The sequence below is a fragment of the Achromobacter veterisilvae genome, assembly GCF_037619525.1.
In the GTDB taxonomy this organism is placed as follows: Bacteria; Pseudomonadota; Gammaproteobacteria; order Burkholderiales; family Burkholderiaceae_B; genus Achromobacter; species Achromobacter veterisilvae.
This window is the reverse complement of record NZ_CP148753.1, coordinates 3,788,589-3,808,208: the sequence shown is the minus strand read 5'-3', so window position 1 is coordinate 3,808,208 and position 19,620 is coordinate 3,788,589. Positions and strand designations below refer to the sequence as shown.

The 19,620-nt window shown below is 64.4% G+C and carries 12 protein-coding genes; 8 read left to right on the top strand and 4 right to left on the bottom strand.

The window, feature by feature from the left end; translation table 11 throughout:
• Positions 1-318: 318 nt before the first annotated feature.
• Positions 319-2,187 carry a flagellin gene (locus tag WHX56_RS17695; RefSeq protein ID WP_338878529.1) on the top strand — a complete coding sequence of 623 codons (1,869 nt, stop codon included), beginning with the start codon at positions 319-321 and terminating at the stop codon, positions 2,185-2,187.
• Between the two features lie 410 nt (positions 2,188-2,597).
• On the opposite strand, the gene WHX56_RS17690 is transcribed toward WHX56_RS17695, so the two are convergent.
• Complete coding sequence (locus WHX56_RS17690) at positions 2,598-4,202, bottom strand: class I SAM-dependent methyltransferase (protein WP_338878528.1); 1,605 nt, start codon at positions 4,200-4,202, stop codon at positions 2,598-2,600.
• 493 nt (positions 4,203-4,695) lie between these two features.
• Here WHX56_RS17690 and WHX56_RS17685 point away from each other — a divergent pair, with 493 nt between their 5' ends.
• The 3 genes from WHX56_RS17685 (at position 4,696) to WHX56_RS17675 (ending at position 6,826) form a co-directional block, all read left to right on the top strand.
• The gene (locus WHX56_RS17685; protein WP_338878527.1) at positions 4,696-5,406 is read left to right on the top strand and encodes a hypothetical protein; all 711 of its coding nucleotides are present in this window, start codon (positions 4,696-4,698) and stop codon (positions 5,404-5,406) included.
• A gap of 335 nt (positions 5,407-5,741) precedes the next feature.
• On the top strand, positions 5,742-6,293 hold the full coding sequence (locus WHX56_RS17680; protein ID WP_338878526.1) for an REP-associated tyrosine transposase: 552 nt from the start codon (positions 5,742-5,744) through the stop codon (positions 6,291-6,293).
• Positions 6,294-6,631: 338 nt separating this feature from the next.
• On the top strand, positions 6,632-6,826 hold the full coding sequence (locus WHX56_RS17675; protein ID WP_338878525.1) for a YjfB family protein: 195 nt from the start codon (positions 6,632-6,634) through the stop codon (positions 6,824-6,826).
• Between the two features lie 103 nt (positions 6,827-6,929).
• Here WHX56_RS17675 and lpdA read toward each other — a convergent pair whose 3' ends face one another.
• The 3 genes from lpdA to aceE are packed head-to-tail and all read right to left on the bottom strand — an operon-like array spanning position 6,930 to position 13,157.
• Positions 6,930-8,738 carry a dihydrolipoyl dehydrogenase gene (lpdA, locus tag WHX56_RS17670; RefSeq protein ID WP_338878524.1) on the bottom strand — a complete coding sequence of 603 codons (1,809 nt, stop codon included), beginning with the start codon at positions 8,736-8,738 and terminating at the stop codon, positions 6,930-6,932.
• Between the two features lie 12 nt (positions 8,739-8,750).
• Entirely contained in the window at positions 8,751-10,436 is a 1,686-nt protein-coding gene (gene aceF, locus WHX56_RS17665) for a dihydrolipoyllysine-residue acetyltransferase (RefSeq protein ID WP_338878523.1), read from the bottom strand.
• Positions 10,437-10,448: 12 nt separating this feature from the next.
• Positions 10,449-13,157, bottom strand: a complete 2,709-nt coding sequence (aceE, locus tag WHX56_RS17660; RefSeq protein WP_129245512.1) for a pyruvate dehydrogenase (acetyl-transferring), homodimeric type — start codon at positions 13,155-13,157, stop codon at positions 10,449-10,451.
• A gap of 349 nt (positions 13,158-13,506) precedes the next feature.
• Between aceE and WHX56_RS17655 the strand changes: the two genes are divergently transcribed.
• The 4 genes from WHX56_RS17655 to WHX56_RS17640 all read left to right on the top strand — a co-directional run bounded on the left by WHX56_RS17655 (position 13,507) and on the right by WHX56_RS17640 (position 19,473).
• Positions 13,507-15,261: a PAS domain-containing sensor histidine kinase gene (locus WHX56_RS17655; RefSeq protein WP_129245510.1), complete on the top strand. Its 1,755-nt coding sequence runs from the start codon at positions 13,507-13,509 to the stop codon at positions 15,259-15,261.
• Positions 15,258-15,884, top strand: coding sequence for a response regulator transcription factor (locus WHX56_RS17650; RefSeq protein ID WP_129245508.1), 627 nt, complete (start codon positions 15,258-15,260; stop codon positions 15,882-15,884). The genes WHX56_RS17655 and WHX56_RS17650 overlap by 4 nt, the downstream gene beginning before the upstream one ends.
• A 55-nt stretch (positions 15,885-15,939) precedes the next feature.
• The gene (gene folD, locus WHX56_RS17645) at positions 15,940-16,794 is read left to right on the top strand and encodes a bifunctional methylenetetrahydrofolate dehydrogenase/methenyltetrahydrofolate cyclohydrolase FolD (protein ID WP_287756377.1); all 855 of its coding nucleotides are present in this window, start codon (positions 15,940-15,942) and stop codon (positions 16,792-16,794) included.
• A 612-nt stretch (positions 16,795-17,406) separates the two neighbouring features.
• Positions 17,407-19,473 (top strand): M3 family metallopeptidase, encoded by a 2,067-nt coding sequence (locus WHX56_RS17640; RefSeq protein ID WP_338878522.1) that lies wholly within the window; start codon positions 17,407-17,409, stop codon positions 19,471-19,473.
• The last annotated feature ends 147 nt before the right edge of the window (positions 19,474-19,620 follow it).

Here is a 19,620-nt window from a genome sequence, read left to right as displayed (position 1 = left end):
CGGGCCGACCTTCAGGCTGCGCAGACGCCGCCGGGTGTCTGACACCCACTCGCACCACTGCCTCTCTCTATAAGAAGAGACGTCAACGCCCCCTCCCCGAGACCGGCGTCGACCCGCGAAAGCGCCGGGCATCGGATGCCGGCAAGACCCAACAAGAATTTCGACTTTCGCGAAATCGCCCTAAAGATTGATTTGGGACTGCCGTAATCCTGGCAACGGAGGGATTCGTAGACGCAAGTAAACGAACTTTCCCGTTAACACCAGTGGGCGGCCTTGCTGCCCAGTTTGAAGAAGCTTTTCTCTCTTGGGAGCCTGAACATGGCTGCAGTTATCAACACCAACTATCTGTCGCTGGTTGCTCAAAACAACCTGAACAAGTCGCAATCGGCACTGGGCAACGCCATCGAGCGCCTGTCCTCGGGCCTGCGCATCAACAGCGCCAAGGACGACGCCGCTGGCCAAGCCATCGCCAACCGCTTCACGGCCAACGTGAACGGCCTGACCCAAGCCGCCCGCAACGCCAACGACGGCATCTCGATCGCCCAGACGACCGAAGGCGCGCTGAACGAAATCAACAACAACCTGCAGCGCATCCGCCAACTGACCACGCAAGCCGCCACCGGCACGAACTCGAAGTCGGACCTGGAGTCGATCCAGGCTGAAATCAACCAGCGCCTGGACGAAATCACGCGCGTGTCGGACCAGACCCAATTCAACGGTGTCAAGGTTCTGCAAGAGGATCAAACCCTGAAGATCCAAGTCGGCGCCAACGACAACGAAACCATCACCATCGACCTGAAGCAAATCAACGCTTCCACGCTCGGCCTGGGTGACCTGGACACGACCAAGATCCTGTCGAGCAAGTCGGTCGGCGCCGCGATCACCGCCGGCACGAAAATCGACACCTACACCACCGCCACCGTACAAGCGAACACCTTCACTCCGACTCCGGGACCTGCGCAAACCGCAGATGGCGTGTACAAGAACAGCGCCGGCACGGGTTATGTGGTCAAGGCCGGCGACGGCCAGTATTTCGAACTGGCGACCAACCCGGTCACCGGCGACCTGACGTGGGACTCCGGCTCGACCGCCGTGGCTGCCAGCAACGTGGATGTGGCCGGCGGCCCCGTCAGCAACGTCGAAATCAGCACCAGCAATGTGCCCGCTGCGATCACCATCGCCAACGGCCCCCTCGCCGGCGGTGTAACGCTTTCCGGCCTGTACAAGCGCAACGACGCGGCGTCGGAGTACATCACCACTCCGGCCACCGATACGCTGGACAACAGCTTCGTCACCAAGGGTTCGGACGGCAAGTTCTATGCCGTCAGCGTGAGCGTTGACACCGCCGCAGCCGGCTACGATGCCGCCGACGCGACCACCTGGACGCTGAAGGCAGATGTTGACGCCGCGGACATGACGGAAGTCAGCGTGGGCAACGTGGTCAATCCCGGCACGGCCCTGACCTCGGTGCCGGTGGCTGAACAAACGATCACCGCCAACACCGACCTGCAGAACGTCGCGATCAACCCCGGCACCGCACCGACCGCCGACGGGGTGTATGCGCTGAACGACGGCGGCTATGCCGTCAAGGGCAGCGACGGCAGCTATTACGCCGCCACTGTGGACACCACCACCGGTAACGTCAGCTGGGATTCTTCGACGGCTGCGCTCAACGCCGCCGACGTCGATACTTCCGCCGCCGTCACCAAGGTCAAGACCGGCACGGCTTCGGCCACGCTGACCGGCCTGGCCGCCGGCGAAACCCTGCACGAGGTTCTCTCGAGCTCGGGCCAAGGCACGGGTACGTATGTCATCAAGAGCGGCACCGCCGACAATCCCACCTACAACTACGCCACGCTCGGCACCCCGAACGCCGCTGGCGAAGTGGCCGTGACCAAGGGTGATGCCGCCACGGTGGATCCGCTGGCCATGATCGACCACGCGCTGGCTTCGGTTGACGGTTTCCGCAGCGCGTTGGGCGCAGTTCAAAACCGCTTCGAGTCGACCATTGCCAACCTGAACAATACGGTCAACAACCTGTCGGCCGCTCGTTCGCGCATTGAAGATGCGGATTACGCCACGGAAGTGTCGAACATGACGAAGGCGCAGATTCTGCAACAAGCAGGCACCTCCGTCCTGGCCCAGGCCAACCAAGTCCCGCAAACCGTCCTGTCGCTGCTGCGTTAAGCTCAAGCACAACCGGCCAAAGACAACTTCATGACCCGTCCTAGAATCGGTTCACACCGATAGACGACGGTTCTTCGCAAGCTTTGTCTGTGGGAAAGAAGCCCGATGAATTTTCATCGGGCTTCTTTATTCGTAATGACCCGTCCTGGAATTGGTTGACACCTTTTTGAACATCAAGAAGGAGAGTCAGCGGAATCAAAGATCATGTTGTATGCAGCCCGACTCTACCCAGGCTTTTTGAATGCCGATAGTCGAGCAGATAGAAAAACGCAAGATGACGTATAAGAGCCACGGCGTCGCTATAGGATTAGGGCCGCGGACAGTTCATCTGCTATCCATACAATGGAAAACGCCCGACGAACCTCATCGGGCGCTAACTCCATCGCCGGCCTGCAGCATGAAGCGCATGCCTAACGAAGCACAGCCGTCTCCCGCAGAACACGAATCAAGGAGTTCAGGCATTTCTGCGCGGCCGCATCCAAATTGCGTTGGCCCGCCAAAGACTGCCCATCGCTCCCGGGCACAACGCCCTGTTGCCAGGCACGAATCAACTTCGCGAGCAATTGCTTGTGATCGGATTGTCCATCCATGTGGCGCAACAGCCAGGCTTGCGCACCGTCCAAACTGACGCCGATGGCATTGTGCCAAAGGTTGAAAACCCCAAGGCTAAAACCAGCCTCTGCATGCATTCCATGCAAGTAAGCGAAACCGGGAATCAGTGTCGGTACATCTGGGGAGTCGCGATCATAAGGCCCTTCTCCCATACTCATATGAACGATCCCGCCCTTGCAGAACAGCGCGTTCAAGCATGCCAACACCTCATCTTCAGGCGTCAACTGGCTGGGCGTCTTGCTCACCTCCGCGACCAACTCCTCGTAGGTCACGCATCGCGGCCATGCCGCGGTCATTGCAGTGGTAACGCTTTCCATCGTGGAAGATTCCAGCACAATCGAATTACCGCGCTGGTTACGGACCACCCGCCGCGCGTCGGACTGTGGAGTTGTGGGCAGCTCCACAAATCGGCCGGCATATCGCAAGTCCTTCAGCTTCTCCGGGTCGGGAAGTGCCATTATCTCGGCGGCCCGGTCCTTGTGAACCAGAAGGCTCTTGCGAAAGTTCCGCCCCGTGGCAAAGTCCAGGTATTGCTGACGCAACGCCTTGGGTTTGCCCATCGCTATCAGGCCGAGGCGCAGTTGGACATTCGGCCCATAAGCGGCAGGGACTTCCGTATGCGGATCGGCATCTCCCAAATAGGTGAGCCCCGCTTGCTCCGCGGCGTCGGCGAACTCGACCAAATAGCAGGGCGTGTTGAAACGTTCCAGGTATTCGTGCTCGATATAGAAGTCCGATTGTTCACGTAAAACCCGCACGACATTCTGTAGCGCAACCCCCATTCCATTACTGGCAGCCATTCCCTCTGACAGGAAACCCAGCACCGCCCGCGCACTGCCGATACGCTCCTCGTCAGTCTCAGCGCCAAAGCCATGCAAAGTCATCGCATCGCGCACAACGTCACCAGCCTTCCAGCCAGGGTATGCGTTATAACTTACGTACGCTAGCCCCTTAGGCGATAGGTTTTCGCGGCACAGTCGCAGCAATGCTTGTTTGACTTCTGGAGGCACCCAGCTAAAGACGCCGTGGGCAATAATGTAGTCAAACTCTCCGAACTCCCGGGTAATCTTGCTCAAATCGAGCGCATGCAACTGCAGATTTTCCACCCCGAGCTTCTCAATGATATGGCGCCCGTGCTCGATTTGCACAGGTGACAGATCCACGCCTACTACCGTAGCGTTCGGGTAGGCCAAGGCGAAAGGCAATAAATTGCCGCCCGCGGCACATCCCAACTCCAGCACCCTGGCCCGTTCCAACGGCACGGTGTCGACACCATAGAGGTGAGCGGCGGCGCGCAAGTGGCCTGGGGATGAGTACCAGAACGCCTTGGAGACATATGGCCGATTGTCATAGGCAGCTGCGATATGCTGATTGTGGCTGTCAAGGGTTACTGGGGCGTTCAAGGCAAGCTCCAAAGCAGAATAAAAATGATCTGAAGCAGCGTACCAGCCTGAACGTGACCTTAAATCGCGAATCTAGGGCTGAAAAGACCATGATTCGACTTGATCACCGGTCAACAATGAAAGCCGGATCGCGGCCCAGGCCAGCCATCCAGACGGGCGCCAGCGCCGGGCACGGCTTAGAAGGAACGTCCTCCCGGAACCACATCGTTCCGTGCCGCGCAGTAGCCGTCCCCTCTATCCATTCAATGTCTTGGCTGAGGGCCCTTCCATTTTCGTAGTCTTCGAGACAATGAGCGCCGCGATCGGACAGCAAACCCCACTTTTCCGTGTCTGTTCCTCGTTTACCTACGGTGTCCGCTGCCCCATAATTGCCTCCGCACGATTTTGTATCTATAGTTTTCTTAATATGACCGCGACGCCTCCCGATCCACTCGCTACGCAGCACGGCAGCCCCCCGGATCCAGACCCTCAGGCGCCGCTGGACGAGCAGACTTTGCGTCTGCAAGAAGAGAACCGCGCCTTGCGCGAACTGCTGGCCGCCCAGGCGCAGGCCGCGCTTCCCTCGCATCGGCCCGGCCCGCTCCGGCGGATGTGCTGGTGGCTGATTTCCGCGCCCGGCGCGGCGCTGGTCGGCTGGCGGAGCCTGCTGGGCCGCGATGGCGGGCGGCCGATAACCGGCAAGCGCGTGGGCTATGCGACCTTGACCGTGCTGTATACCTTGGCGATCTACGGCGCGCTGGTGCTGCTGGTCGTGTCCTGGAATTCGCCGAATACGGCGCGTTCCGGCGCGGCGGCGGCGGGACCCGTGCGGGTGCCGTTGCTGCCATGGGTGCCGTCGCCGCCCACGGGAGACGATGGCCACCAGCCACCTGAGGCGGATCCTTCGCCCGCAGCGGTCCCCGGCCCTGGGCCCGGCGCGGTTACGCAGCCGGAGCCTGTTCCTGCCGAGGCGCCGCCCGTTCCTGCCTCGCCACCGGGGCACGCGGCCATGCCGGGTTCGCCCGCGCCGCAGTCCACCTTGCGCGTCACCGAGATTGCCGCGCAGGATCCCTTGGGCTGGGTGGATGCGCTCAAGAGCGAGTTGGCGCGTTGCGCGCAACTGGGCTTTTTCGAGCGGCCGGATTGCGCCTGGACCGCCCGCGAGCAGTTCTGTGAACCGCATCGTGCCTGGGGCACGGTCAAGGAATGTCCGAGCCGGCCTTGACGGGGCAAGTGCTTGGGCACGCCGTTGTGCGGGTCGGGCTGGCGGTTTCTCACTGGTGTCTGACACCCGGGAAGACCGCTACGGTTCGTGGCGATCGCCCGTAAGGGTGTCAGACACTGGACACCGCCGCCATTTCCATCTGCGTGACTGCGGACGCGAGCACCGCGTTCAGTGTCTGACACCCTTACGGGGAGACGCATCAATCCGCGATGGCGTTACCGGGTGTCAGACACCCGCCCGCCGCTTCAGCGTGCCGAAAACATCCCTCCCTTGCTCCACGCCCGGCGCCGAACGCATATCCTGAAACGCCATTCAGCTTATACGCGTGCGCAGCCATGGCAAGACCTCCCCGCATTCTCATCGCCCATCAACCCCACCATGTCGTGCAGCGCGGCCATCGGCGGCAGGCCGTGTTCGATGGTCCGGCTGCCTATCGTGCTTATCTGCGCGATCTGCATACCTATCGCACGGCATTGGGCGTCGCCCTGCACGCTTGGTGCCTGATGCCCAACCATGTGCATTTGCTGCTGACGCCGGGTGACGATCCGCGGACGGTATCCGTGTTGATGCAACGCCTGGCAAGGCGAGCGACGCGGCGCTGGAATGTTCGCCGGGAAACTGGCGGCTCGCTGTGGGAGGCGCGCTTCAAGTCGCGGGTGATCGACGCCGAGCGGTATTTGCTGGAATGCTGCCGGTACATTGAAATGAATCCGGTGCGGGCAAGGCTGGCGGAGTCTGTCGCGGCGTATCCTTGGTCGAGTTATCGGGCGAGGATGGGATGGGGGAATGGGGGGGAACTGGATCTGCATGCGTTGTATCTGGCGATGGGGATGGATGCAGAGGCTCGGCGGAGGGCTTATGAGGAGTGGTGCCGGGAAGGGGTTTGAGGGGGGTGGATGGCTGTGGTTGATGGGTGTCAGGCACCCGTGGAGGGCAACTGCGAATTGAACCTGGGTCTCATGGGGTGTCTGACACCTGGGCTGAAGTGGTTTGATGGCGACGGACGGCCGTGGCCCTGGGGTGTCTGACACCTGGGCTGCCTGAGCTGATAGGAACGGTCGGCTGTGGCTCATGGGTGTCGGACACCCGGGGACAGCGGTGTGGATTGAGGGCTGTCTCGTAGGGGTGTCAGACACCTGGCTCAGACACTTGGCTTTGCGTCGCACTGTGCGCAATAATTGCGGACCGGCGTGTGCCGGGCTTTACGCATTGGGATTGCCTGAACATGGACGCTTCGATCAGCAGCACCGTCAATACCGCCCTGGCTTTGCAGGATGCGAATCTCAATCAGGAGATCCAGGCGCGGGTATTGAAAAAGGCACTGAACGCCCAGGCGGATACCGCGCTGACGCTGATGCAGTCGCTGCCCGTGCTGGCGGTGGATGCCACATTGGGTTCGCGTATCGACACGCACGCCTGACCGCGCGGCTCGGCGCCTGCGGCACGGCAGGCCGAAAAAAAGCGCCGGTCCCTGAACAGGGCCGGCGCTTTTGCTTTGCGTCGGGCGGCGGGCCGCCCGGCGTTTACTTCTTCTTCATCGGCGGCAGGTCGGTGCAGACGCCCTCGGCGACTTCCGCGGCCATGCCCACCGATTCACCCAGGGTCGGGTGCGGGTGGATGGTCTTGGCGATGTCGACGACGTCCGCGCCCATTTCCACGGCCAGGCACAATTCGCTGATCAGGTCGCCCGCGTGGGTGCCCACGATGCCGCCGCCCAGGATGCGATGCGTTTCCGCGTCGAAGATCAGCTTGGTGAAGCCTTCGTCGCGGCCATTGGCAATGGCGCGGCCGGAGGCGGCCCAGGGGAACACACCCTTCTCGACCTTGATGCCCTGCTTCTTGGCTTCGTCTTCGGTCAGGCCGACCCACGCCACTTCCGGATCGGTGTAGGCCACCGACGGGATGACGCGCGCGTCGAAGAAGGACTTCTGGCCGGCGGCGGCCTCGGCCGCCACGTGGCCTTCATGCACCGCCTTGTGCGCCAGCATGGGCTGGCCGACGATGTCGCCGATGGCGTAGATGTGCGGCACGTTGGTGCGCATCTGGCGGTCGACCTCGATGAAGCCGCGGTCGGTCACGGCGATGCCGGCGCGGTCGGCGCCGATCTTCTTGCCGTTGGGGCTGCGGCCCACGGCCTGGAGCACCAGGTCGTAGCGCTGCGGTTCCTTGGGAGCGCCCTCGCCTTCGAAGGTGACGTAGATGCCGTCCTTCCTGGCTTCGGCGCCCACCGTCTTGGTCTTCAACATGATGTTGTCGAAGCGGCCGGTGTTCTTCTTCTGCCAGACCTTGACCAGGTCGCGGTCGGCGCCCTGCATCAGGCCGTCCAGCATTTCCACGACGTCCAGGCGCGCGCCCAGCGTGGAATACACCGTGCCCATTTCCAGGCCGATGATGCCGCCGCCGATGATGAGCATCTTCTTGGGGATCTCGCGCAGCAGCAAGGCGCCGGTGGAGTCGACGATGCGGTCGTCCTGGGGCAGGAACGGCAGCTTCACCGACTGGCTGCCGGCGGCGATGATGGCCTGTTTGAAGCGCAGCGTCTGGCTCTTGCCGTCGGCCGACTTGACCGTCAGGTGGTTGGGGTCGGCGAATTCGCCCACGCCGTGCACCACGGTGACCTTGCGCGCCTTGGCCATGCCGGCCAGGCCGCCGGTCAGCTTGGCGACCACGCTGTCCTTGTAGCCGCGCAGCTTGTCCAGGTCGATCTTGGGCTCGCCGAAGCTGATGCCGTGGGCGGCCAGCTCGCGGGCCTCGTCGATGATGGCGGCGTTGTGCAGCAGGGCCTTGGACGGGATGCAGCCCACGTTCAGGCAGACCCCGCCCAGGGTGTCGTAGCGTTCGACCAGGACCACGGACAGGCCCAGGTCGGCGGCGCGGAAGGCGGCGGAATAGCCGCCGGGGCCGGCGCCCAGGACCAGCACGTCGTATTCGGCGTCGGCGGAGCCTTTGAAGGTCGAGGCGGGGGGGGCTTCGGTTTTCTTCTGGGTGTCGGACACCGGGGCGGCCGAGGCTTTCTTTTGGGTGTCAGACACCTGGCTGCCGGCAGCTTGGGGCGCTGTCTTCGCTTGGGTGTCTGACACCTGGGCAGACTCGCCTGCTTCCACTTCCAGCACGACCGTGCCTTCGGCGACCTTGTCGCCCACCTTCACGTTGATGGACTTCACCACGCCGCCCTGCGACGCGGGGATTTCCATCGAGGCCTTGTCGGACTCGACGGTGATCAGGCTTTGCTCGGCCTTGATCGTGTCGCCCACCGCCACCAGAACCTCGATGACTTCCACTTCCTTGAAGTCGCCGATGTCGGGCACTTTGATTTGAACGGTATTGCTCATGGGGCTCCCCGTTTACAGCGCGATGCGGCGGAAGTCGGCCAGCAAGGCGCCCAGATAGGCGTTGAAGCGGGCAGCGGACGCGCCGTCGATGACGCGGTGGTCATAGGACAGCGACAGCGGCACGATCAGGCGCGGCACGAACTGCTTGCCGTCCCATACGGGCTTGTGCGAGGAGCGCGACACTCCCAGGATGGCCACTTCAGGCGCGTTGATGATGGGCGTGAACGAGGTGCCGCCGATGCCGCCCAAGGACGAGATCGAGAAGCAGCCGCCCTGCATTTCGGCGGGCGAGATCTTGCCGTCGCGCGCCTTCTTGGACAGTTCGGTCATTTCCTGCGCGATCTGCAGGATGCCCTTCTTGTCGGCGTCGCGGATCACCGGCACCACCAGCCCGTTGGGCGTGTCGGCGGCGAAGCCGATGTGGTAGTACTGCTTGAGCACCAGGTTGTCGCCGTCCAGCGAAGCGTTGAACTCGGGGAACTTCTTCAGGGCCGCGACCACGGCCTTGATCAGGAAGGCCAGCATCGTGACCTTGATGCCGGACTTCTCGTTTTCCTTGTTCAGCGTGACGCGCAGCGCTTCCAGGTCGGTGATGTCCGCTTCGTCGTTGTTGGTGACGTGCGGGATCATGACCCAGTTGCGGTGCAGGTTCGCGCCGGAGATCTTCTTGATGCGCGACAGCGGCTTGGCTTCGATCGGGCCGAACTTGGTGAAGTCGATCTTCGGCCAGGGCAAGAGGCCCAGCGCGGCGCCATCGGCCGAACCGCCCGCGGCGGCGGCCGTCGTGCCGGCGGCCAGCGCCTGCTTGACGAAACCGCGCACGTCGTCGGCGGTGATGCGGTCCTTGGGACCCGAGCCCTTGACCTTGCTGAGGTTCACGCCCAGTTCGCGCGCGAACTTGCGCACCGACGGCGAGGCATGCGGCAGTTGGCCGGGCTTGAGGCCGGCGTCTTCGAGCGCGGCGGTCGGCGCCGGGCGCTGCGCGGGCGCGGCTGGCGCCGGCGCGGCTTCGGTCCTGGCCGCGGGCGCGGGAGCGGCCTCGGCCTTGGCGGCCGGGGCGGCAGCGGCGCCGGCGGCGGCGGGCGCGGCGCCCTCCACCACGACCACGACCGAGCCCTTGGCGACCTTGTCGCCCACCTTGACCTTCACTTCCTTGACCACCCCACCCTGCGAAGCGGGGATTTCCATCGAGGCCTTGTCGGACTCGACGGTGATCAGGCTTTGTTCGGCCTTGATGGTGTCGCCGACGTTGACCATGACTTCGATGACTTCGACTTCCTTGAAGTCGCCGATGTCGGGGACCTGGATCTCGATGGGGCCGGTGCTGGTGGCGGGCGCCGGCGCGTTCTTGGGGGTGTCAGACACCGGGGCGGCCGAGGCATTCTTTTGGGTGTCAGACACCTGGCTGCCGGCAGCTTGGGGCGCTGTCTTGGCTTGGGTGTCTGACACCTGGGCCTCGCCCGCTTCCACTTCCAGCACGACCGTGCCTTCGGCGACCTTGTCGCCCACCTTCACGTTGATGGACTTCACCACCCCGCCCTGCGAGGCGGGGATTTCCATCGAGGCCTTGTCGGATTCGACGGTGATCAGGCTTTGTTCGGCCTTGATCGTGTCGCCCACCGCCACCAGCACCTCGATGACTTCCACTTCCTTGAAGTCGCCGATGTCGGGAACCTTGATTTGCACGATGTTGCTCATGTCTCTTTACCCTCAGGCGTATTGCGGGTTGGCTTTGTTCGGATTGATGCCGTACTTCTTGATGGCTTCGGCCACCTTGGCCACCGGCACCTTGCCTTCGTCGGCCAGCGCGCGCAGCGCGGCGACCACGACGAAGTGGCGGTCCACTTCGAAGTGCTCGCGCAGCTTCGAGCGGAAATCCGAGCGGCCGAAACCATCGGTGCCCAGCACCTTGTATTCGCGGCCCTTGGGCACGAACGGACGGATCTGGTCGGCAAAGAGTTTCATGTAGTCGGTCGACGCGATGATCGGACCTTCCGTCTTGGCCAGTTGCTCCGTGACGTAAGCCACCTGCGGCTTCTTTTCTTCGGGGTGCAGCATGTTGTGGCGTTCGGCATCCAGGCCGTTGCGGCGCAGTTCGGTGAAGCTGGTGACGCTCCACAGGTCCGAGGCCACGCCCCAATCGGCTTCCAGCAGCTCTTGCGCGGCCATGACTTCGCGCAGGATCGTGCCCGAACCCATCAGTTGGACGCGATTCTTGCCCTTGCCGCGCGACTGCAGCTTGTACATCCCCTTGATGATGCCTTCCTCGTCGCCCGCGGTCAGGCCGGGCTGCGGGTAGTTTTCGTTCATCACCGTCAGGTAGTAATAGACGTTTTCCTGGTCTTCCACCATGCGCTTCAAGCCATGCTGGACGATCACGGCCAGTTCGTGGCCGAACGTCGGGTCGTACGAGACGCAGTTCGGGATCGTGGACGCCAGGATGTGGCTGTGGCCGTCCTCGTGCTGCAGGCCTTCGCCGTTGAGCGTGGTGCGCCCGGCGGTGCCGCCCAGGAGGAAGCCGCGCGCCTGCATGTCGCCGGCCGCCCAGGCCAGGTCGCCGATGCGCTGGAACCCGAACATCGAGTAATAGATGAAGAACGGGATCATGATGCGGTTGTTCGAGGAGTACGACGTGGCCGCCGCAATCCAGGAGCTCATCGCGCCCGCTTCGTTGATGCCTTCCTGCAGGAGCTGGCCGTCGGCCGATTCCTTGTAGTACATGACCTGGTCCTTGTCGACCGGGGTGTACTTCTGGCCTTCCGGCGCGTAGATGCCGATCTGGCGGAACAGGCCTTCCATGCCGAAGGTGCGCGATTCGTCGGCCAGGATCGGCACGACGCGCGGACCCAGTTCCTTGTCGCGCAGGACCTGGTTCAGGATGCGCACGAAAGCCTGGGTGGTGGAGATCTCGCGGCCTTCCGCGGTGGGCTCCAGCACGGCCTTGAAGGCGTCCAGCGCCGGGGCCTTGAGGTGCTCGTCGGCCTTCTGGCGGCGGTGCGGCAGGTAGCCGCCCAGCGCGGCGCGGCGCTCGTGCAGGTACTTCATTTCGGGCGAGTCGTCGGCCGGCTTGAAGTACGGCAGATCGGCCAGTTGGTCGTCCGGGATGGGGATCGCGAAGCGGTCGCGGAATTCGCGGATGGAATCCAGCTCCAGCTTCTTCTGCTGGTGGGTCGGGTTCTTGGCCTGGCCGACGTGGCCCATGCCGTAGCCCTTGATCGTCTTGGCCAGGATCACGGTGGGCTGGCCTTCGTGCTTGGCGGCCGAGTCGAACGCGGCGAACACCTTGTGCGGGTCATGGCCGCCGCGGTTCAGGCGCCAGATGTCCTCGTCGCTCATGCGCGACACCGCTTCCAGCAGCTTCGGATGCTTGCCGAAGAAATGCTCGCGCACGAACTTGCCGTCGTTGGCCTTGTACGCCTGGTACTCGCCGTCCACGGTCTCTTCCATGATCTGGCGCAGGATGCCTTCCTTGTCGTGCGCCAGCAGCGGATCCCAGTAGCCGCCCCAGATCAGCTTGATCACGTTCCAGCCCGAACCGCGGAAGTCGCCTTCCAGTTCCTGGATGATCTTGCCGTTGCCGCGCACCGGACCGTCCAGGCGCTGCAGGTTGCAGTTGATCACGAAAATCAGGTTGTCCAGCTTTTCGCGCGCAGCCAGCGCGATGGCGCCCAGCGATTCGGGCTCGTCCATCTCGCCGTCGCCGCAGAATACCCAGACCTTGCGCTTGCTCGTGTCGGCGATGCCGCGCGCGTGCAGGTATTTCAGGAAGCGCGCCTGGTAGATCGCCATCAGCGGGCCCAGGCCCATCGACACCGTCGGGAACTGCCAGAAGTCCGGCATCAGCTTCGGGTGCGGGTACGAGGACAGGCCCTTGCCGTCCACTTCCTGGCGGAAGTGGTTCAACTGGTCTTCGGTCAGGCGGCCTTCGAGGTAGGCGCGGCCGTACATGCCGGGCGAGGTGTGGCCCTGGAAATAGACCAGGTCGCCGCCGTGGCTTTCGTCTTCCGCATGCCAGAAGTGGTTCTGGCCGCAGCCGATCATGGTGGCCAGCGACGCGAACGACGCGATGTGGCCGCCCAGGTCGCCGCCGTCCGGCGGGTTGTGCTTGTTGGCCTTGACCACCATGGCCATGGCGTTCCAGCGCACGTACGAACGGATGCGGGCTTCCAGTTCCAGGTTGCCCGGATGCGCCGGCTCCAGGCCGGGGGGAATCGTGTTGACGTACGCGGTGTTGGGCGAAAATGGGATGTGAGCGCCGGAACGACGGGCTTCGTCGATCAGGCGTTCGAGCAGATAGTGGGCGCGCTGCGGTCCTTCGCGATCAAGGACTGCCGCCAGGGCTTCGAGCCACTCCTGGGTTTCAAGGGTGTCTTCGTCGTTGGCAGCCTGCACGGCGCCAGCCTGGGCGAAAGAGGACATCGTGTGTCTCCTGTTGGGGTTCGTTCGTGACCACACCCGCTTATTTGTCTACTCGCGGACATTGCATGGTAGCCGGGATCATCCGGGCTACCATGCAATGCATGGGTCGGGGTGTTCTAGAGACCTGCTTGGGTCGGTTCCCTATCAGCCGGCATTCTAAGAAAGAAGAGTAACCGGTCGCAAGGAAAATTTCATGTTGCGGTACGGCATTTCATAATGCGGAAAATTGACCCCAAGCTGAACGACTTCGCCTCATCCTTTTTAGTATGTCCTCCAAATGGAGGCGTTGATTCCCGGCAATTCACCGCCAACACGCACTAAAATGCGCGGTCTATCCGGCCCGAATTCCATGTCCAGCGCGCCCAAGTCCAATATTCCTACGCCGTTCCACGATCACGCCCGCACCCGCCGGCGGGGGGTGTACTGGGTCACGCCCGCGATGGTGCTGATCCTCTATATCTGTGTGATGGCGGTGTTCTTCTGGTTGCAGCGCATCCATGACGACAGCGTCATGTTTGTCACGATCGACCAGGAAATGCGCCAGCAGCGCCTGATATGGGTGGTGCTGGCCCTGTCCTGCGTGATCGTCATCAGCCTGCTGATGCTGTGGCGGTACACGCGCTTCCGCTCGTCCGCCGAAGCCGCCCTGATCGCCGAGACCGGTTTTCGCCGCGCCATGGAGAATTCCATGTCCACCGGCATGCGCGTGCTGGACATGGAAGGCCGCATCGCCTACGTGAACCCCGCGTTCTGCCGCATGATCGGCTGGAACGAGGCCGACCTGATCGGCCGCAGCCCCCCCTTCCCCTATTGGGTGCCGGGCCGCCACGAACAGCACCAGCACACCCTGGACGTGCTGATGTCGGGCAAGACGCCCAGCAGCGGGCTGGAGGTCGAGGCGCAGCGCCGCGACGGTTCCCGCTTTACGGCGCGCATGTACGTGTCGCCCCTGCTGGATCCCAACGGCAACCAGATCGGCTGGATGACCTCCATGACCGACATCACCGAACCCAAGCGCATCCGCGAGGCCCTGACCGCCGCGCACGAGCGCTTCATGACGGTGCTGGAAGGCCTGGACGACGCCATTTCGGTCACGGCCGACACCCACGACGGCCTGGAACTGCTGTTCGCCAACCGCACTTACCGGCGCGTCTTCGGCGCACAGACCGGCGGCCACGACGAACTCCTGGCCGGCCGCCGCGGCCGCTTCACCGACGAATCCGTCGAGGTCTTCGCGCCCTCCGTGCAGCGCTGGTTCGAAGTGCACCACCGCATGCTGGCCTGGACCGACGGCCGCCGCGTGCGCATGCAGGTGGCGCGCGACATCACCGAGCGCCGCGTCCACGAAGAAGCGTCCCGCGTGCAGCAGGAAAAAATCCAGCTCACCAGCCGCCTGACCACCATGGGCGAAATGGCCTCGTCGCTGGCGCACGAACTGAACCAGCCGCTGACCGCCATCGCCAACTACAGCATGGGCGCGGTGGCGCTGGTCAAGGCCGGCCACACCAGCCCCAACATGCTGCTGCCCGCCCTGGAAAAGGCCGCCTCCCAGGCCGAGCGCGCCGGCAAGATCATCAGCCGCATCCGTGAATTCGTGAAGCGCAGCGAGCCCCGCCGCCAGCGCGTGGCCATCGGCCGCATTGTCGACAATGCCATCGGCTTCGCCGACATCGACGCGCGCAAGCGCCGCATCCGCATCGACAGGTTCGTGCCGTCGAACGCGCCGGACGTGCTGGCCGACCCCATCCTGATCGAGCAGGTGCTGCTGAACCTGCTGAAAAACGGGCTGGAGGCCATGGAAAAAAGCGAATCCGACGAACTCAAGGTCGCCGTGATCCTGCACGAACAGCACATCGAAGTGGCGGTGGTCGACCGCGGCCACGGCCTGGCCGAGCCCGAGCGCCTGTTCGAACCTTTCTTCAGCACCAAGACCCAGGGCCTGGGCATGGGACTGAATATCTGCCGTACCATTATTGAATCGCATCACGGCCGCCTGTGGGCAGACCCCAACCCCGCCGGCGGTACTATCTTCCGCTTTACCCTGCCCTGCGCTGCGACCCAGACGCAGGCCCAGAACGATCAGTCCGAGGAGTTGCACGCATGAACACGCCCCACCTGTCGACCACGGTATTCATTGTTGACGACGACGAAGCGGTACGCGATTCGCTGCGCTGGCTATTGGAGGCCAATGGCTATCGCGTCCGCGCCTATGCCAGCGGCGAATCCTTCCTGGAAGACTACGACGCCAGCCAGGTCGGCGTCCTGATCGCCGACGTGCGCATGCCCGGCATGAGCGGCCTGGAACTGCAGGAACAGTTGATCGCCCGCAATGCCCCGCTGCCCATCGTGTTCATCACCGGCCACGGCGACGTGCCGATGGCCGTATCGACGATGAAAAAGGGCGCGGTCGACTTCCTGGAAAAGCCGTTCAATGAATCGGACCTGCGGGAAATCGTGGCGCGCATGCTGGAGCAGGCGACGCAGCGCGTCAGCAAGCACCAGGCCCAGAAGGACCACGAAGCCATGCTGGCGCGCCTGACCGCGCGCGAGCAGCAGGTGCTGGAGCGCATCGTCGCCGGCCGCTTGAACAAGCAGATCGCCGACGACCTGGGCATCAGCATCAAGACCGTCGAGGCGCACCGCGCCAACATCATGGAGAAATTGGAAGTGACTACCGTAGCCGACTTGATGAAGGTCGCCTTGGCCAAACCGGAGGCGCATGCATGAGCCGCCGGGCCGCCCCCAAGGCGAATACCGAAGCGCGCAGCGCGGAGGTTTACGCATGACCGCAAGGATTATTGACGGCGCCGCCCTGTCGCAGCGCATCCGCGAAGAAGTGGCCCAGCGCGTTTCCGCCCTGGCCGCCAAGGGAACCCGCCCCGGCCTGGCCGTGGTGCTGGTGGGCGAAGACCCCGCCTCCCAGGTTTACGTGCGCAACAAGGTCGCCGCCTGCGAAAAGGCCGGCCTGCACTCCGTGAAAGAGCAATACCCCGCCGACATGACCGAGGCCGAATTGCTGGCCCGCATCGGCGAGCTGAACCGGGATCCGTCCATCCACGGCATCCTGGTGCAATTGCCCCTGCCCAAGCACATGGACTCCCACAAGGTCATCGAGGCCATCGCGGCCGAGAAGGACGTGGACGGCTTCCACATCAGCAACGCCGGCCTGCTCATGACCGGCCAGCCGCTGTTCCGCCCCTGCACGCCCTACGGCGTGATGAAGATGCTGGAATCCGAAGGCGTGGCGCTGCGCGGCGCCGAGGCCGTGATCGTGGGCGCCAGCAATATCGTCGGCAAGCCCATGGCGATGCTGCTGCTGCAGGCGGGCGCCACCATCACCCTGTGCAATTCCAAGACGCGCGACCTGGGCGCGCAGACCCGCCGCGCCGACGTGCTGGTGGTCGCCACCGGCAAGCCCGGCATGATCGACGGCTCGATGATCAAGCCCGGCGCCGTCGTCATCGACGTGGGCATCAACCGCGGCGCGGACGGCAAGCTGTGCGGCGACGTGGACTTCGCCTCTGCCAAGGAAGTGGCCGGCGCCATCACGCCCGTTCCGGGCGGCGTGGGCCCCATGACCATCGCCATGCTGCTGGTCAATACCGTCGAAGCGGCCGAACGGGCGGCGGCTTCCTGAGATTGTCTCTCTGTGTCTGACGCCCTAGGGAGAGAGGTCCGTTTGTGTCTGACACCCGAGGAGATGATCGTCGCTTTGTCTGGGTATCCCGTGGGTGTCTGACACCCGGGAACGGTCCTGGCAGCCTGACGGTCATCTCGTAGGGGTGTCAGACACTTGTATCGAGCCTGCCTCTCCGTGGGTGTCTGACACCCGGGAACGATCCTGGCAGCCTGACGGTCATCTCGTAGGGGTGTCAGACACTTGTATCGAGCCTGCCTCTCCGTGGGTGTCTGACACCCGGGAACGATCCTGGCAGCCTGGCGGTCATCCCGTAGGGGTGTCAGACACTTGTATCGAGCCTGCCTCTCCGTGGGTGTCTGACACCCGGGAACGATCCTGGCAGCCTGACGGTCATCCCGTAGGGGTGTCAGACACTTGCGTCGAGCCTGCCTCTCCGTGGGTGTCTGACACCCGGAAACGATCCTGGCAGCCTGACGGTCATCCCGTAGGGGTGTCAGACACCTGCTCCATTGCCTGCTCCACCGCCTTCGCCGGCGCACCTTGCATTCGGGTATTTCGTCCCTACCTGATCTTTATCCATCGCCCGCCCTCATTCACGCCGCTACCGCCATGTCCCAAAACCCCCTGCTTGCTCCTGTTTCCGATCTGGTCGATTACGCGGCCGTCAAGCCCGGGCATATCGTCCCCGCCGTCGAGGAGCTGCTGGGCGTCGCCCGCCAGGCCGTCGATCTTGCCGCCGCCCCCGCGCTCGCGCCCACCTGGGAAGCCGTGGTGGAGCCGCTGGATACCGCCTCGGAACGCCTGTGGCGCGCCTGGTCGGTGGCGGGCCACCTGAACGCCGTGGTCAATACGCCGGAGCTGCGCGAGGCGTACAACGCCGCCCTGCCCCTGGTGACCGAATTCTCCACCTGGGTCGGCCTGCACGAAGGCCTGTACAAGCAGTACCAGCGCCTGGCCGCCGCCCCCGATTTCGCCTCCTGGCCGCCGGTGCGCCGGCGCATCGTGGAAATGGCCCTGCGCGATTTCCGGCTCAGCGGCGTCGAGCTGCAAGGCGCCGACCGCGAACGCTACGCCGCCATTTCCGACCGCGAGGCCCAGGCTTCGCAGAAATTCTCCGAAAACGTGCTGGATTCCATCGACGCCTGGTCGCTGACGATCGAGGACGAATCCCGCCTGGCCGGCATTCCCGCCGACGTGCGGGCCGCCGCCCGCGCCGCCGCCGAGGAAGACGGCAAGCCGGGCTGGAAGCTCACGCTGAAGATGCCCTGCTACCTGCCCGTCATGCAGTACGCCCAGGACCGCGCGCTGCGCGAGGCGCTGTACCGCGGCTACGGCACGGTGGCCTCCGAACAGGGCGACGCCCAGTTCGACAATTCCCCCCTGATCGAAGAACTGCTGGCGCTGCGCGCCGAAGAATCCGGCCTGCTGGGCCTGGGTACTTTCGCGGCGCTGCGCCTGCAGACCCGCATGGCCCGCGACGCCCGCGAAGTCACCGTTTTCCTGCGCGACCTGGCGGCGCGCGCCAAGCCGTTCGCCCAGCGCGACCTGGCCGAACTGAAGGCCTACGCCGCCGCCGAACTCGGGCTGGACGAGCTGCAGCCCTGGGACGTGCCCTATGCCTCGGAGCGCCTGCGCGAATCCCGCTACGCCTATTCCGAGGATGAGGTGAAGCAGTACTTCACCGAGCCGCGCGTGCTGGCCGGGCTGTTCGAAGTGATCGAAACCCTGTTCGACGTGCGCCTGGCGGAAACGCCGGTCTCGTCCTGGCACGGCGACGTGCGCGGCGTGCGCGTGGAAAGCCCCGACGGCAAGCTCATCGGCCACCTCTACCTGGACCTGTACGCCCGCTCCGGCAAGCAAAGCGGCGCCTGGGTCGACAGCGAACGCACGCGCCGCGTCGTGGGCGGCCAGGTGCAGACGCCCATCGCCTATCTCACCTGCAATTTCTCGCGGCCCAACGGCGACCGCGCCGCCGTCCTGACCCACGACGACGTGATCACGCTGTTCCATGAAACCGGCCATGCCCTGCACGCCCTGCTGTCCGAGGTGGACGAGCCGGGCGCGGCGGCCTTCGCCAGCGTGGAATGGGACGCCATCGAACTGCCCTCGCAGTTCATGGAGAACTTCTGCTGGGAGTGGGCGGTGGTGCAGAAGCTGTCGGCCCACGTCGATACGGGCGAACCGCTGCCGCGCGCGCTCTACGACCGCCTGCTCGCCGCGCGCAACTACCAGAGCGGCATGCAGACGGTGCGCCAGATCGAGTTCGCGCTGTTCGACATGCTGATGCACGACCGCGCCAAGGGCGCTTCCATCGGCGAAGTGCTGGACCTGCTGCAGGAAGTGCGCAAGGAAGTGGCCGTGCTGTTCCCGCCGGCCTGGCACCGCCTGCCGCACGCCTTCTCGCACCTGTTCGCGGGCGGCTACGGCGCGGGCTACTACAGCTACAAGTGGGCGGAAGTGCTGTCGGCCGACGCCTACGAGGCCTTCGAGGAAGCCGCCGCCCTGCAGGCCGGCAATGCGCTGGGCACGCTGGACCCGGCGACGGGCGCCCGTTTCCGGCGCGAAGTGCTGGCGGTGGGCGGTTCGCGCCCGGCGGCCGACTCCTTCGCCGCTTTCCGCGGCCGCGCCCCGCGCATCGACGCCCTGCTGCGCCACAGCGGCATGACGCCCGCCTGATCGCCCGGCGCCCCCGCGTTCTCCGACGGCCCGCCTCGCGCGGGCCGTCGCGCTTTCCGCGCCGCGCTTGCGCCAGGACAAGCCGCCGCCACATCGCCGCGCGCGCCGGCGGCCGCTCCGAGGCCACGTCCCCGGCTTGCGGGTAGA